This window comes from Paraburkholderia sp. A3BS-1L (assembly GCF_051125215.1).
Taxonomy (GTDB): domain Bacteria; phylum Pseudomonadota; class Gammaproteobacteria; order Burkholderiales; family Burkholderiaceae; genus Paraburkholderia.
The window spans coordinates 2,665,336-2,679,377 of the sequence record NZ_CP120442.1 but is presented as its reverse complement, the minus strand read 5'-3'; the positions used below and the strand labels follow the sequence as shown (position 1 = coordinate 2,679,377).

Sequence of the window (14,042 nt, the reverse complement as noted above, 5' to 3'; positions counted from 1 at the left end):
GATGCATAAACTATCCGTAATTGCAGTGGCCGCCGCAGTGGCCACCGCTGTTCTCGCGGGTTGCACGATGGAGCCGCACTATCAGCGGCCGGACGCGCCGGTGTCGCAGGACTTCCCGCAGGGCGGCGTCTACGCGACGCAGCCCGGCGTGACTGGCGACAGCGGCCAGCCCGGGCGCAGCGCCAACGGCGTCGCGGCCGCCGACATCGGCTGGCGCGACTTCTTCGTCGATCCGCGCCTGCAGCAGCTGGTCGAGATCGCGCTGAAGAACAACCGCGACCTGCGCGTCTCGGTGCTCAACGTCGAGGCGGCGCGCGCGCAGTATCAGATCACGCGCTCCGCGCTGTTCCCGGCCATCGACGGCGTGGCCACCGAGAAGCGCTCGCGCGTGCCGAACGATCTGCTGTCCTCGCCGCTGCAACCGAATCCGTCCAGCGTCTACAACGTGGGCTTGCAGGCATCCTGGGAAATCGACTTCTGGGGGCGCATCCGCAGCCTGAAGGACCAGGCGCTCGCGCAATACCTGTCAACGGCGCAGGCGCGCAAGGCGGCGGAGATCTCGCTCGTTTCTCAGGTCGCCGACCAGTACCTGGCGATGCTCGCCGACGACGACTTGCTGAAGGTCACGCAGGACACCCTCAAGACGGCGCAGGATTCGTACAACATCGCGAAGGCGCAGTTCGACACCGGCACCGGCACCGAACTCGATCTGCGCCAGGCGCAGACCGTCGTGGAAAACGCGCAGGCCAACCTGCAGGCGCAACTGCGCTCCCGCGCGCAGGCCGAGAACGCGCTCGTGCTGCTGATTGGCGAGCCGCTGCCGGCCGATCTCGCGCCGGGCCTGCCGCTCGGCAGCCAGAACCTGCTGACCGATATCCCGGCGGGGTTGCCTTCGGACCTGCTTACGCGGCGTCCGGACATCATGGAGGCCGAGCAGAACCTGCTCGCGGCGAACGCCAATATTGGCGCGGCGCGCGCAGCGTTCTTCCCGAAGGTCTCGCTCACGGCGGCGTTCGGCACCGAAAGCCTCTCGCTCGGGGGGCTCTTCAAGGCGGGCACGGCGGCGTGGAGCTTCGCGCCGCAGATCACGATGCCGATCTTCGAAGGCGGCGCGAACATCGCGAATCTCGATCTCGCGCACGTCGAGAAGCGCATCGAAATCGCCAACTACGAGAAGGCAATCCAGTCGGCGTTCCGCGAAGTGGCCGATGGGCTCGCGGCGCGCGGCACCTACGATCAGCAGATCGGGGCGCTCCAGCGCAGCACCTTCGCAAACCAGCGCACGCTCGATCTCTCGGAACTGCGCTACAAGAACGGCGTGGACAGCTATTTGCCGGTGCTGGCCGCGCAGACCAGCCTGTACCAGTCGCAGCAGGCACTCGTCACGGCGCGGCTCGCGCGGCTGACCAACCTCGTCGATCTGTATCGCGCGCTGGGCGGCGGCTGGATCGAGCACGCGGGCGAGGCGCCGCGTCCGGCCGATGCGCCGGTCGATTACGGCGCAGCCAGCGCACCGGCGGCGGCTTCGGCGCCGGCGGGTTGAGCCATGTGAGCACGGACCGCGTTTTACGTGGTACGAACGATAAAAGCCACGGGAGACCGTGGCTTTTTTTTCGAGTGCATTCGGGAAGCCCGGGCAGGCAACTCCGAGCACTCGGCAGCGGGCATTGGACAGTGAATTGCATGCGGCAGGGCGGGGCGTCTTCGATGCCGCCTGGCCGCTGCTCCGCGCATCGGGCGATAACGCCGCCCAAAAACAAAAAAGGCGTCACGGTTTCCCGTGACGCCAAACCAGCAAAAGGCCCCGGCGCGCATGTCTATCATCCGGCCGGGGCGCCTCTCGCGTCGACTCAGTGTGCTGCCGTGCGCGGCATGCCTTGTCCTGCTTCCGTCGAGCCATGCTCGCTTTCGTTCGACTGGGTGCCGTCGAAGTCGTGGCCGACCTGGTGGATGTCGTGTTCTGCGGCTGCTTCGCTCTTTGCGCCGTTGAAAATCAGGTTCAGGACCACGGCCGAAACCGAGGCCAGCAGAATGCCGCTATGCAGCAGCGGCGAGAGCGCCGGCGGCAGTTGCGAGAAGAACTTCGGCGAGACCACCGGCACGAGACCGAAGCCCACGCTCACGGCGACGATGAACAGGTTGTGATGGTTCTTCACGAAGTCGACCTTCGAGAGAACCTTGATGCCGTTCGCAGCCACCATGCCGAACATCACGAGGCCCGCGCCGCCCAGCACGAACGGGGGCACCGAAGCAACAACCTGAGCCATCTTCGGGAACAGGCCGAGCGCCACCAGAATCACGCCGCCCGTTGCGCACACAAAGCGGCTCTTCACGCCCGTCACGCCGATGAGGCCGACGTTCTGCGAGAACGAGGTATGCGGGAACGAGTTGAAGATGCCGCCGATCATCGTGCCCAGACCGTCGACGCGCAGACCGCGCACCAGCGTTGCCTGGTCGACCGGACGATCCACCATGTCGCCTACGGCGAGGAACATGCCCGTCGACTCGATGAAGGTCACGAACATCACGATCACCATCGTTGCGATCGGCAGGATGTGGAATTTCGGCAGGCCGAAGTGGAACGGCATCACGAAGCCCATCCACTGTGCGTGCGACACGCCATCGAGGTTCACGCGGCCAAGCGCCATCGCGATCGCGAAGCCTGCCACGATGCCGAGCAGCACCGAGATGTTGGCGATGAAGCCGCGGCCGAACTTGTTGATCAGGAGAATCAGCATCAGCACGACGAGCGACAGGCCGAGATAGACCGGATCACCGTAGCTCGGATTGCCTACGCCGCCAGCTGCCCAGTTGATGCCCACTTCCATGAGCGAGAGGCCGATCACCGCGATCACCGTGCCCACCACGACAGGCGGGAAGAAGCGCAGCAGCTTGCCGATCATCGGTGAGATCACGATGCCTATCGCACCGGCGGCGATGGTCGAGCCGAAGATGTCGAGAATGCCCAGCGAGGGGTTCGTGCCGATGGCGATCATCGGGCCGACCGAGGCAAACGTACAACCCATGATGACGGGCAGGCGGATACCGAAGATCCAGAGGCCGAGCGTCTGGATCAGTGTTGCAATGCCGCAGGCGAACAGGTCGGCGCTGATGAGGAACGCCACTTGATCCTTCGGCAGTCCCACGGCGCCCCCGACGATGAGCGGCACGGCCACCGCACCCGCATACATCACGAGAACGTGCTGGATTCCGAGCGTGAGAAGTTGGCCGAACGGCAGGCGCTCGTCTACCGGGTGAACCTGGCTCCGAGCCTGGGTTTGGGTACCCTGGGATTGCATGTCGTCTCTCTCCGTCTTTGGTTTCAAAATATGGCCTCCAAGGTATTCGCGACGAAAAGAAGCAGCAAGACCACTGGGGACTATTCCGTGCTTTCCGGGGGCGATATGCGCGTGGGGCGCGCGGATCCCCCTATCAGGGTACGATCAGACTATGTGGAGGACGGTGCTAGCCCGTATGGCGATGCTGCGGCGCATCGTATGAGTACACATGCGACGTTCTGACGCAGCGTTGGGGCCGGTTTTCAGGTGGTTTCAGGCGTTAGTCGCTATTGCGTCGCTTCGGCTGTGATGAGTACGGGGCTCAGGTAGTCGCACATGAAGGGAGCGATGTCGGGGGACACCAGATGTCAGTCGCCCCGGAAATATATGGGCGATTCATTATGATCTATATTTCGCTTTCCGCATGTGCCACATTTTGCTTGTCGCAAAAGTCCCTCGGGTTAACCCGCGAATACCTCTAAACGGGATCATTTCGAGGCGCCCGCGGGACCCTCCGCGAGACCACCGGTTATCCTCTCCAGCGCCGTTCTAGACCCCGTCTCCGACCATGAATTTCGCGCTGTCATCATGCGCTTTTTTATCGTCTTTTACTGCTGCCGCGGCTTGTCGTGTTCGATGAGCGGCGCGCGCCAATCTTGATTATGTTTCCGGGCTATTTCGTATGAATGCAATGCCGTCCCGCTTTCTCGGTATCGACCTCGGCACCGGTTCGCTCAAAGTCGCCATTGTCGATGAAGCGGGGGCCGAGCGTGCCGCGGCCAGCGCCGCGTATGCGCTGGAGACGCCGCAGCCCGGCTGGGCCGAGATCGACGTCGAGCGCTGGTGGGACGCGCTCGTGCTGGCGTGCGGGCGTCTGCCCGGGGCCGAGCGCGCGAGGGTGCGCGCAATCGGCTTCTCCGGCCAGATGCATGGCGTCGTGCCGGTCGATACAGCGGGCCATGCCCTGCGTCGCGCCATGCTGTGGCCCGACACGCGGGCGCGCGCGTTGCTCGAGGCGTGGCCCGGCTCTTCGCACGATAACGTGGAGCATCCGCAGCCGAATCCGGTCGCGCCCGGCATGGCGGGGCCATTGCTCTATTGGCTGACGCTGCACGAGCGCGCGATAGCCGACGCCACGCGCTGGGCGTTGCAGCCGAAGGACTGGCTGCGCGTGCGGCTTGCGGGTTCGGCGCGGGAGGCCTTCGTGGCCGATCCGTCCGATGCCTGCGCGACTGCGCTTGCCGCGCCAGGCGGTGCGTGGGACTTCGCGCTGATCGAGCGGCTCGGCTTGCCGGCGCGCTGGTTCGCGCCGCTCGCGCCATCGGCGGCGGCTAGCGGCACGCTGTGCGCAGACGCCGCGCGCGCCCTCGGCCTGCCTGCGGGCATCGTGCTTGCCACAGGCGCCGGCGACACGCCGTGCGCGGCGCTCGGCAGTGGCCTGCGCGAAGACGGCGATGCGCTGCTGACCACCGGCACGGGTGGCCAGATCGTCGTCACATCGAGCGTTGAGCCGCCTGCCCGGCGCGGCCTGCATCGCTATCGGTCGGCGAGCGGCGGCTGGTATGCAATGGCCGCGATGCAGAACGTGGGTGTGGCGCTCGAAGCAGCGCGCGGCTGGCTGTCCTGCGATTGGGCCGAGGCTTATGCAGAGGCCTTTGCCGCGCCACCGTCGCAGACGCTCGCCTTTTTGCCGTACCTGAGCGGCGAGCGCTCGCCGTGGCTCGATCCCGAAGCGCGCGGCGGCTGGCTCGGCGCGGGCCTCGGTGACACGCGCGGCGTGCTCATGCGCGCCGCGTTCGAAGGCGTGGCGTTTGCGTTGCGCGCGGGGCTCGACGCGTTGCGTGGCGCGCCGCAGGACGGGGCTGACGCGAGCCGTGCGAGCCATGTCGATGGCGCGGGTTCGCCGCCAGCGCCGATCACCGTGCTCAAGCTCGCGGGCGGCGGTTCCGTCGATGCGCGCTGGCGTCAATTGCTCGCCGACGTGCTGGGCGCGCGGCTCGATGCGATCGATTGCCCGAATGCGGCTGCGCGTGGTGCGGCGCTGCTGGGCGGCGTCGCCTGCGGCCATTGGCGCATGGACGAACTCGCGGCGCTCGCGCCCGCCGCGACCTGTGTGGCGCAGCCGCACGCCGACGCCGCGCTCGCGCAGCGCTACGCGCGCTTCATCGATCTGTATGTCCGCGTGCGCACATGGTTCGCGCCGATGCCGTAACGGGCCGCGCGGTTCCCTTCGTGCCGGATCTCACGGGAAAGGTAAGATCGGCATCGACCTGTTGAAGAAGGGCGAATCGATTCGCCCGGTTGTCCAATCCCAATAGCGAGGGCTAGAGATGCTGGACCAGATTGAAGAACACGCTTGTTATGGCGGCGTGCAGCGCATCTACAAACACGACTCGAAAACGATCGGCCTGCCGATGCGCTTTTCGGTGTTCCTGCCGCCCCAGGCGCGCGAGCGCAAGGTGCCGGGACTGTTTTATCTGGCGGGTCTGACCTGCACCGAAGAGACTTTCCCGATCAAGGCGGGCGCGCAGCGCTTCGCCGCGCAGCACGGCATCGCGCTGATCGCGCCCGACACGAGCCCGCGCGGCGCGAACGTGCCCGGCGAAGCCGAGGCCTGGGACTTCGGCGTGGGCGCGGGCTTCTACGTCGACGCCACGCGCGAGCCGTGGTCGAAGCATTGGCGCATGTACTCGTACGTGCGCGACGAACTGCGCGAGGCCGTGACGGAGAACCTGCCCGTGGACGGCGCGCGGCTCGGCATCTTCGGTCATTCGATGGGCGGGCATGGCGCGTTGATGCTCGCGCTGCGCAACCCCGATATCTATCGCTCGGTGTCGGCATTCGCACCGATCGCAGCGCCCACGCGCTGCCCGTGGGGCGAGAAAGCGTTCTCCGGCTATCTGGGCGACGACCGCGAAGCGTGGAAGCAATACGACGCAAGCGAACTGGTGGGCAAGGCCGCGCGCAAGTTCGAAGCCGGCATCCTCGTCGATCAGGGCATGGCCGACTCGTTCTTGCCGAACCAGTTGAACCCGGATGTGTTCGAAGCCGCGTGCAAGGCGGCGGGGCAGCCGCTCACGCTGCGCCGTCACGAAGGCTACGATCACGGCTACTTCTTCATCCAGAGCTTTATCGAGGACCATCTGGCGCATCACGCGCGGGTGCTCGCGAAGTAACTCACCCCGTGTGACAAGGGCCTCCACGCTGCGCGTCGAGGCCCGTTTTCTTTGCATGTCATGCGCGCCAGCGAGGCGGGCGGCGCGCGGCCCGACGCGACGCGCCGCTTGCGCTTCATCGGGGTGACGGCGAGATCTGAGCCTGCGCTCAGCGCCGGCCCATCAGGCTCGCGCCGTAGACGAGCGCCGCGAGCGCGGTGATCCAGAAGCTCGTCGGCCAGTCGGTGTAGTAGGCGAGCGTCACGCCGATCCACGCCTGCGCGAGCGCGAGCAGCGCGGCGAGCGCGAGGCCCGCCGAAAGGCGCGTGGTGAGATTCTGCGCGGCGGCGGCGGGCCCCACCATCAGCGTGAAGACGAGCAGCACGCCCACGATCTGCGTGCACGCGGCCACGGCCAGCGCCGCGATGGCGAGGAACAGCACCGAGACGAGACGCAGCGATACGCCCTTGGCCTCGGCCAGCTCCGGCTGCAGCGAGGCGAACAGCAGCGGCCGCATGATGGCCGCGAGCGCGGCGAGACTCGCCACGGCCAGCGCGGCGAGCACGCCGAGCGTATCGCGGCCCACGCCGAGCACGTTGCCGAACAAGAGCGCCGTGACCTGGGTGGCAAACGACGTGAAGTAATGCAGGAACAGCAGGCCGAAGCCGAGCGCGAGCGACAGGACCACGCCGATGGCCACATCGCGGCCCGCGAGTTTTTCGCCGAGCGCGCCCATCGACACGCCCGCGGCGAGCGTGAAGCCCACCATCCCCCAGATCGGCGAGATGCCGAGCAGCACGGCGCCCGTGGCGCCCGTGAAGCCGACGTGCGAGAGCGCATGGCCCGCAAAGGTCTGCCCGCGCATCACCAGAAAGTAGCCGACGATGCCCGCGAGCACCGCGACAATGCCCGACGCCGCGAAGGCGTTCACCATGAAATCGTATTCAAGCATCGTGGGTATGGCCGTGGGCGTTGTTGTCGTCGTTGTCGTGATCGGGGTGATCGTGATGGCCGTGTGCGTGGCCATGGCCATGCGCGTGGTCGTGGTCGTGGTCGTGCTCATGCTCGTGGTCGTGCTTCTCGACCTCGACGTCGCCCGACATCACGAAGATGCGGCCCCTCATGCGCATCACTTCGATAGGCGAGCCATAGAGCCGCGAGAGCACCGGCGCGGTGATCACTTCGTCCACGCTGCCGAGCGCCGCCACGCCGTTGCCGAGATAGAGCACGCGGTCGAGCGAGTTCAGCAGCGGATTGAGTTCGTGGGCCGAGAACAGCACCGCGATGCCGAGTTCGCGCTGCACGCGGCGCACGAGTTCGACCACGCCGCGCTGGTGGTGCGGGTCGAGACTGATGAGCGGCTCGTCGAGCAGCAGCAGCTTCGGGTCGCCGAGCAGGCATTGCGCGAGCATCAGGCGCTGGCGCTCGCCGCCGGACAGCTCCGAGAGCGGCCGGTCGGCGAGTTTTTCGGCGCCCACCAGTTCGAGCACGCGCGCGACGTCGGCGCGCGTGGCGGCGTCGGCGCGCGGCAGGCCCCAGCGATGGCCATCGGCGGCCATCGCCACGAAATCGCGTCCGCGCACGCGGCGGCTGGCCAGCGCGGTGCGCGTTTGCGGCATGTAGCCGATCTTCGGATTACCGCGCGCCACGGGTTCGCCTAGCACGCGAATCGCGCCGTGCGCGGCGGGCACGAGGCCGAGGATCGCCCGCATCATCGTGGTCTTGCCGGCGCCGTTCGGCCCGAGCACGCCGATGAATTCGCCCTGGCTCACCGCGAAGTTGGCGTCGCGCAGGATCGTGCGCTCGCCGAGCGTGAGCGTCACGCCCGCGAGCGTGAGCACCGGCTGCGCCGCACGGTGTCCGTGGTGCGCGTGATGCCCGGCGGCGGGCGCTGGGTGCGCCGACGCGTGTACGTGAGAGGAGGGCGCGGCCTCGGTCATCGCTTCTGTTCCCTGCTGTCGATTGCGTTATGGGGATCGTTGCCAGTATGGCCTGTGCTTCGCCGCTGCCGTGTTACGGCAGAAGCGTCACGGTCACGGCGACAGTCTTACTTTTGCGCAAGGGCCTTCGCCAGCGCGTCGAGTTGCCCGAGCATCCATTGCTGGAAGTTCACGCCCGCGGGTTGAGTCTCGGTCACGCTCAGCGCCGGCACCTTCGCTTGCTGCGCGATGTCCAGCATGCGCCGCGTGAGCGCTTCCGTCGCCTGGCTGTTGTAGACCAGCACGCGCACGCGGCGCTCGCGCAGGTCGCGCTCGAAGGCCGCGATATCCGATGCGCTGGCCTCGGTATCGTTCATCGCCGCCATCTGGAAGCGCAGGTTGCGCATGTCGAGGCCGATGGCGTCCGACATGTAGCCGAACACTGGCTCGGTCGCCGTCACCGGCTGGCCTTTGAACTGCGCGCGCAGCGTCGCGACCTTGTCGTCGATCGGCTTGAGCGAGCCGAGAAAAGCCGCAAGATTGGCATCGTACATCCTCTTGTGCGCGGGATCCGCCGCGCCGAGTGCGGCGCTCACGACGCGCGCGACGGCGGGCATCGTGCGCGGGTCGTACCAGAGATGCGGATTGTCGCCGGCCTTCTTGCCGACCAGATCCGCCGCCACGATGATCGCGCGCTGGCCGCTCCCGCTGCTGGAGGCGGCGGAGAGCAATTTGGTCATCCACGGATCGTAGTCGGCGCCGTTGTAGACCACGAGGCGCGCGCGCTGCAGCGCGCGCGCGGTTTTCGGGCTTGCCTCGAAGAGGTGGGGATCCTGGTCCGGGTTGCTCAGGATGCTCGTCACGCTCACGTATGCGCCGCCGATCTGCTTGACGACATCGCCGTAGAAGTTCTCCGCCGTCACGACGGGCAGCGCCGCGCCCGGAGCGTCCGCCGCCTGGGCGGCGGCGCACGGACCAGGCAGCGCACCGAGCGCGAGGCATGCCGCCACGGCCGGCATGGCGGCGCGCCTGAGCGCGGCAGCGGCCTGGGCGAGCCGGCCGGGCAGGCGCACGGCGAGCCCGATGCGCTTGCTTATGCGGGCTGCGGAGGTGACAGAGGACATGGTCCTATCCTTGAACGAGGCGTGAGAACGTGGCTAGAGCGGTGTTCTGGCGGAATCGCGGCGCGACCGGAAGATGCAAGTTTTCATTAAGACGCGATGATATAACGTATCACACTGGTTGGCGAGACGGCTACCCAGCCACGCACCCATTCCTTGTCCCACCGGACAGGCGCGCCAAATGCGCTCGCACTGAGCCGCCCGTTGCGCGCCGCACCATCGAAATCTGTCGTGAATCGCGTATGTCTGCCTTGACATGCACGCGTCCGTCGCCGATCATTCGATCACAAGCAGAGCAAATGCTCATGTGTCGGGCGATAGTTCGCACGTCGGCTCGACGGACGCAAATGGAGACAACCCTGTGGCACATTCCGCGCACCCGGCGGCAGGACGTTTGCAGGACAAAGTGGCTGTGCTTACCGGCGCGGCGAGCGGCATTGGCGAGGCGGTCGCGCGGCGCTATCTGGACGAGGGCGCGCGTTGCGTGCTGGTCGACGTGAAGCCCGTCGACGCCATCGCGCCCGCGCTGGCCGCCGGGTTTGCCGAACGCGTGCTCGCCCTCACCGCTGACGTCACGCGCCGCGAGGACATCGAGCGCATCGTCGCGGGCGCGCTCGGGCGCTTCGGCCGCATCGACATCCTCTTCAACAATGCGGCGCTGTTCGACATGCGCCCGCTGCTCGACGAATCCTGGGACATCTACGATCGGCTCTTCGCCGTGAACGTGAAGGGCATGTTCTTTCTGATGCAGGCAGTGGCGCGCCGCATGGTCGAGCAGGGGCAGGGCGGCAAGATCATCAACATGTCGTCGCAAGCGGGCCGGCGCGGTGAGGCACTCGTTTCGCACTACTGCGCAACCAAGGCGGCGGTGCTGAGCTACACGCAGTCGGCGGCGCTCGCGCTTGCGCCACACAAGATCAACGTGAACGGCATTGCGCCGGGCGTGGTCGACACGCCGATGTGGGATCAGGTGGACGCGCTCTTCGCTCGCTACGAGAACCGGCCACTGGGCGAGAAGAAGCGGCTGGTGGGCGAGGAAGTGCCGCTCGGCCGCATGGGCGTGCCCGGCGATCTCACGGGCGCCGCGCTCTTTCTCGCTTCGGCCGACGCCGATTACATCACCGCCCAGACGCTCAATGTGGACGGCGGAAACTGGATGAGCTGAGCGGCTCCGGTGTGTTCCGGCGGCTTCAATTCATGCAGCACGACCTGCGGTTTCGAACATAACGCAGCCAACAAGGAAGGAGACAACGTCATGAAACCAGCTATACGGCACGCCGCCTGGCGCCTCGCGCGCGCCACGAGCGCGCTCGCCCTCGTCGCCGCGGCGGGCGCTGCGCACGCGCAGACCGTCACGATCGCGATGTTGAACAACCCGGACATGCTCGAGCTGAAGAAGCTCTCGCCGGCCTTCGAGAAGGCCAATCCGGGCATCAAGCTGAACTGGGTGATCCTCGAAGAAAACGTGTTGCGCCAGCGCGCCACGACCGACATCACGACCAATAGCGGCCAGTTCGACGTGATGATGATCGGCACCTACGAGGCGCCGCAGTGGGGCAAGCGGGGCTGGCTCGCGCCCATGACGAACCTGCCCGCCGACTATGACCTGAACGATGTGGTGAAGACGGCGCGCGACGGTCTCTCGTATAACGGCACGCTGTACGCGCTGCCCTTCTACGTCGAAAGCTCGATGACGTACTACCGCAAAGACTTGTTCGCGGCGAAGGGCCTGACGATGCCCGAGCAGCCGACCTACGATCAGATCAAGACTTTCGCCGACAAGCTGAACGACCCGTCCAAGGGCACCTACGGCATCTGTCTGCGCGGCAAGGCGGGCTGGGGCGAGAACATGGCTTACGTGACCACGGTGGCGAACACCTTCGGTGGCCGCTGGTTCGACGAAAAATGGCACGCGCAGCTGACCTCGCCAGAGTGGAAGAAGGCAGTCGGCTTCTACGTCGATCTGCTGAAGAAGGACGGCCCGCCGGGAGCGAGCTCGAACGGCTTCAACGAGAACCTCACGCTGATGTCGTCGGGCAAGTGCGCCATGTGGATCGACGCCACGGTCGCAGCCGGGATCCTCTATAACAAGCAGCAGTCGCAGGTGGCCGACAAGATCGGCTTCGCGGCGGCGCCGACCCAGGTCACGCCGAACGGCTCGCACTGGCTGTGGTCGTGGGCGCTGGCGGTGCCGAAATCGTCGAAGTCGCAGGACGCCGCGAAGAAGTTCATCGAGTGGTCCACCTCGAAGCAATATATCGAGCTGGTCGCGAAGGACGAGGGCTGGGCCTCGGTGCCGTCGGGCACACGCGTATCGACTTATCAGCGCGCCGAGTACAAGCAGGCAGCGCCGTTCTCGGACTTCGTGCTGAAGGCGATCCAGAGCGCCGACCCGACTCACCCGAGCGCCAAACCAGTGCCGTACACGGGAGTCCAGTTCGTTGGGATTCCTGAGTTCCAGTCGTTCGGAACGGTCGTGGGTCAGAGCATCGCGGGCGCCGTGGCGGGCCAGATGAGCGTCGATCAGGCGCTTGCCGCCGGCAACGCCGCAGCCGACCGCGCAGTGAAGCAGGCCGGTTACCAGAAGTAAGCGCAGAAGTCGGCGTAGAAGTCAGCGCCGCTATCAGCAGCGCGGTAGAAGCGAAGGGCGCGTCGAGCCACGCGGCACGAAGCGTCCTTCGCGAAGCCCATGCGGCGTCGTGCCCTGAGCCGCCGCGCAACGAAAGAAGGGTGGTCCTCATGCGTCATCTCCATCTTCCCATGCCCATGTTCAATCGAGCGCGCGTACCCCAGCCGCAACATGCGCAGACGCGCCGTTCGGCGTCACGCTGGCTGGTTTCGCCTTCCGTCGCTGTACTGCTGTTGTGGATGACGATTCCGCTCGCGATGACGATCTGGTATTCGTTCACGCGCTACAACCTGCTCAATCCCGATCTCAAGGGCTTCGCCGGCGTCGACAACTACACGTTTCTCGTCACCGACCCGTCGTTCTGGCCGTCGATCCTGCACACGGTCGAATTGATCGTGTCAGTGCTCGTGATCACCGTGGTCGGCGGCGTGCTGATGGCGGTGCTGTTCGACCGCAAGTTCCTGGGGCAAGGCGTGGCGCGCCTCTTTGCCATCGCGCCGTTCTTCGTGATGCCGACGGTTTCCGCGCTGATCTGGAAGAACATGATCCTGCATCCCGTGTATGGTCTCGTGGCCATCGCGATGCGCGCGCTCGGCATGACACCGATCGACTGGTTTGCCGACTATCCGCTCACCGCGGTCATCATGATCGTGGCGTGGCAATGGCTGCCGTTTGCGTTCCTCATTCTCTTCACCGCGATCCAGTCGCTCGACCAGGAGCAGAAGGAGGCCGCGCGCATCGACGGCGCGGGCGCCATCGCGATGTTCTTCTACATCACGCTGCCGCACCTGCGCCGCGCAATAGCCGTGGTGGTGATGATGGAAAGCATCTTCCTGCTCTCGATTTTCGCGGAGATCTACACGACCACGAGCGGCGGTCCCGGCAACGCAACCACCAACCTCACTTACCTGATCTACTCGATGGGCCTGCAGCAGTTCGACGTGGGCATTGCGTCCGCGGGCGGCATTCTTGCCGTCGTGCTCGCAAACATCGTGTCGTTCTTCCTCGTGCGCATGCTCGCGCGCAACCTCAAAGGGGAGTACGAAAAATGAGCCAAGTCACTGCCTCGCCCGTTCATGCGCCCGAGTCGCCGCATGCCGTCAAGCGCTCATCCCCGCTCCAGTTCATCGGCCGCGTGGTGCCCGGGTTGCTCGCGTGGATCATCGCGCTCGCGCTGTTCTTCCCGATCTTCTGGATGACGATCACGGCGTTCAAGACCGAGCAGCAAGCGTATATCCCCTCGCTGTTCTTCACGCCGACGTTCGACAGCTTCCGCGAGGTCTTCGCGCGCAGCAACTACTTCGCGTTTGCCTGGAATTCGGTGTTGATCTCGGCGGGCGTCACGATCGTCTGCCTGATTCTTGCCGTGCCGGCCGCCTACGCGATGGCGTTCTTCCCGAACCGGCGCACCCAGGGGATTCTGCTGTGGATGCTGTCCACCAAGATGATGCCCTCGGTGGGTGTGCTCGTGCCGATCTACCTGCTGTGGAAAAACTCCGGGCTGCTCGACACCGTGAGCGGGCTCGTGGTCGTCTACACGCTCATCAATTTGCCGATCGCGGTGTGGATGGCCTATACGTACTTCAACGAGATTCCCAAGGACATTCTCGAGGCCGGGCGCATGGACGGCGCGGCCACCTGGCAGGAGATCGTTTATCTGCTCATGCCGATGTCGGTGCCGGGGCTTGCGTCCACCGCGCTTCTTTTGATCATTCTTTCGTGGAACGAAGCATTCTGGAGCATCAATCTGTCGAGTTCGAACGCGGCGCCGCTTACCGTGTTCATCGCTTCGTATTCGAGTCCGGAGGGCTTGTTCTGGGCGAAGCTCTCGGCGGCTTCGCTGCTGGCGGTGGCGCCCGTGCTGATCGTCGGCTGGCTTTCGCAGAAGCAGCTCGTGCGCGGCCTTACGTTCGGCGCGGTCAAGTAGTGACGCAGGCAAG

10 protein-coding genes and 1 pseudogene are annotated in these 14,042 nt (G+C 65.9%); 7 read left to right on the top strand and 4 right to left on the bottom strand.

Annotated elements, in window-relative coordinates; genetic code table 11:
- The first annotated feature begins 1 nt into the window (after position 1).
- A complete protein-coding gene (locus P5W99_RS12225) occupies positions 2–1,543 on the top strand; it encodes an efflux transporter outer membrane subunit (RefSeq protein WP_434660945.1) in 1,542 nt (513 codons plus the stop codon).
- A gap of 307 nt (positions 1,544–1,850) precedes the next feature.
- On the opposite strand, the gene P5W99_RS12220 is transcribed toward P5W99_RS12225, so the two are convergent.
- Positions 1,851–3,299, bottom strand: coding sequence for a nucleobase:cation symporter-2 family protein (locus P5W99_RS12220; protein WP_421024664.1), 1,449 nt, complete (start codon positions 3,297–3,299; stop codon positions 1,851–1,853).
- Positions 3,300–3,960: 661 nt separating this feature from the next.
- On the opposite strand from P5W99_RS12220, the gene P5W99_RS12215 reads away from it, so the two are divergent.
- Complete coding sequence (locus P5W99_RS12215) at positions 3,961–5,490, top strand: FGGY family carbohydrate kinase (RefSeq protein WP_434660943.1); 1,530 nt, start codon at positions 3,961–3,963, stop codon at positions 5,488–5,490.
- Between the two features lie 118 nt (positions 5,491–5,608).
- Positions 5,609–6,454, top strand: coding sequence for an S-formylglutathione hydrolase (gene fghA, locus P5W99_RS12210; RefSeq protein WP_434660941.1), 846 nt, complete (start codon positions 5,609–5,611; stop codon positions 6,452–6,454).
- A gap of 148 nt (positions 6,455–6,602) precedes the next feature.
- Here fghA and P5W99_RS12205 read toward each other — a convergent pair whose 3' ends face one another.
- The 3 genes from P5W99_RS12205 to P5W99_RS12195 form a co-directional block, all read right to left on the bottom strand.
- Entirely contained in the window at positions 6,603–7,385 is a 783-nt protein-coding gene (locus P5W99_RS12205; RefSeq protein ID WP_421025262.1) for a metal ABC transporter permease, read from the bottom strand.
- Positions 7,378–8,373 (bottom strand): ABC transporter ATP-binding protein, encoded by a 996-nt coding sequence (locus P5W99_RS12200; protein WP_434660938.1) that lies wholly within the window; start codon positions 8,371–8,373, stop codon positions 7,378–7,380. Before P5W99_RS12200 ends, P5W99_RS12205 begins: the two co-directional genes overlap by 8 nt.
- Before the next feature lie 107 nt (positions 8,374–8,480).
- The gene (locus P5W99_RS12195) at positions 8,481–9,371 is read right to left on the bottom strand and encodes a metal ABC transporter solute-binding protein (protein ID WP_421025261.1); all 891 of its coding nucleotides are present in this window, start codon (positions 9,369–9,371) and stop codon (positions 8,481–8,483) included.
- A 463-nt stretch (positions 9,372–9,834) separates the two neighbouring features.
- Here P5W99_RS12195 and P5W99_RS12190 point away from each other — a divergent pair, with 463 nt between their 5' ends.
- The 4 genes and pseudogenes from P5W99_RS12190 (at position 9,835) to P5W99_RS12175 (ending at position 14,029) form a co-directional block, all read left to right on the top strand.
- Complete coding sequence (locus P5W99_RS12190; protein ID WP_421024660.1) at positions 9,835–10,638, top strand: L-iditol 2-dehydrogenase; 804 nt, start codon at positions 9,835–9,837, stop codon at positions 10,636–10,638.
- A 90-nt stretch (positions 10,639–10,728) separates the two neighbouring features.
- Positions 10,729–12,063 carry an ABC transporter substrate-binding protein gene (locus P5W99_RS12185; protein WP_434660936.1) on the top strand — a complete coding sequence of 445 codons (1,335 nt, stop codon included), beginning with the start codon at positions 10,729–10,731 and terminating at the stop codon, positions 12,061–12,063.
- Positions 12,064–12,296: 233 nt separating this feature from the next.
- Positions 12,297–13,154 (top strand): annotated as a pseudogene (locus P5W99_RS12180) (carbohydrate ABC transporter permease); the annotation flags it as partial.
- A complete protein-coding gene (locus tag P5W99_RS12175) occupies positions 13,151–14,029 on the top strand; it encodes a carbohydrate ABC transporter permease (RefSeq protein ID WP_434660935.1) in 879 nt (292 codons plus the stop codon). The pseudogene P5W99_RS12180 and the gene P5W99_RS12175, both read left to right, overlap by 4 nt.
- Positions 14,030–14,042 lie beyond the last annotated feature (13 nt).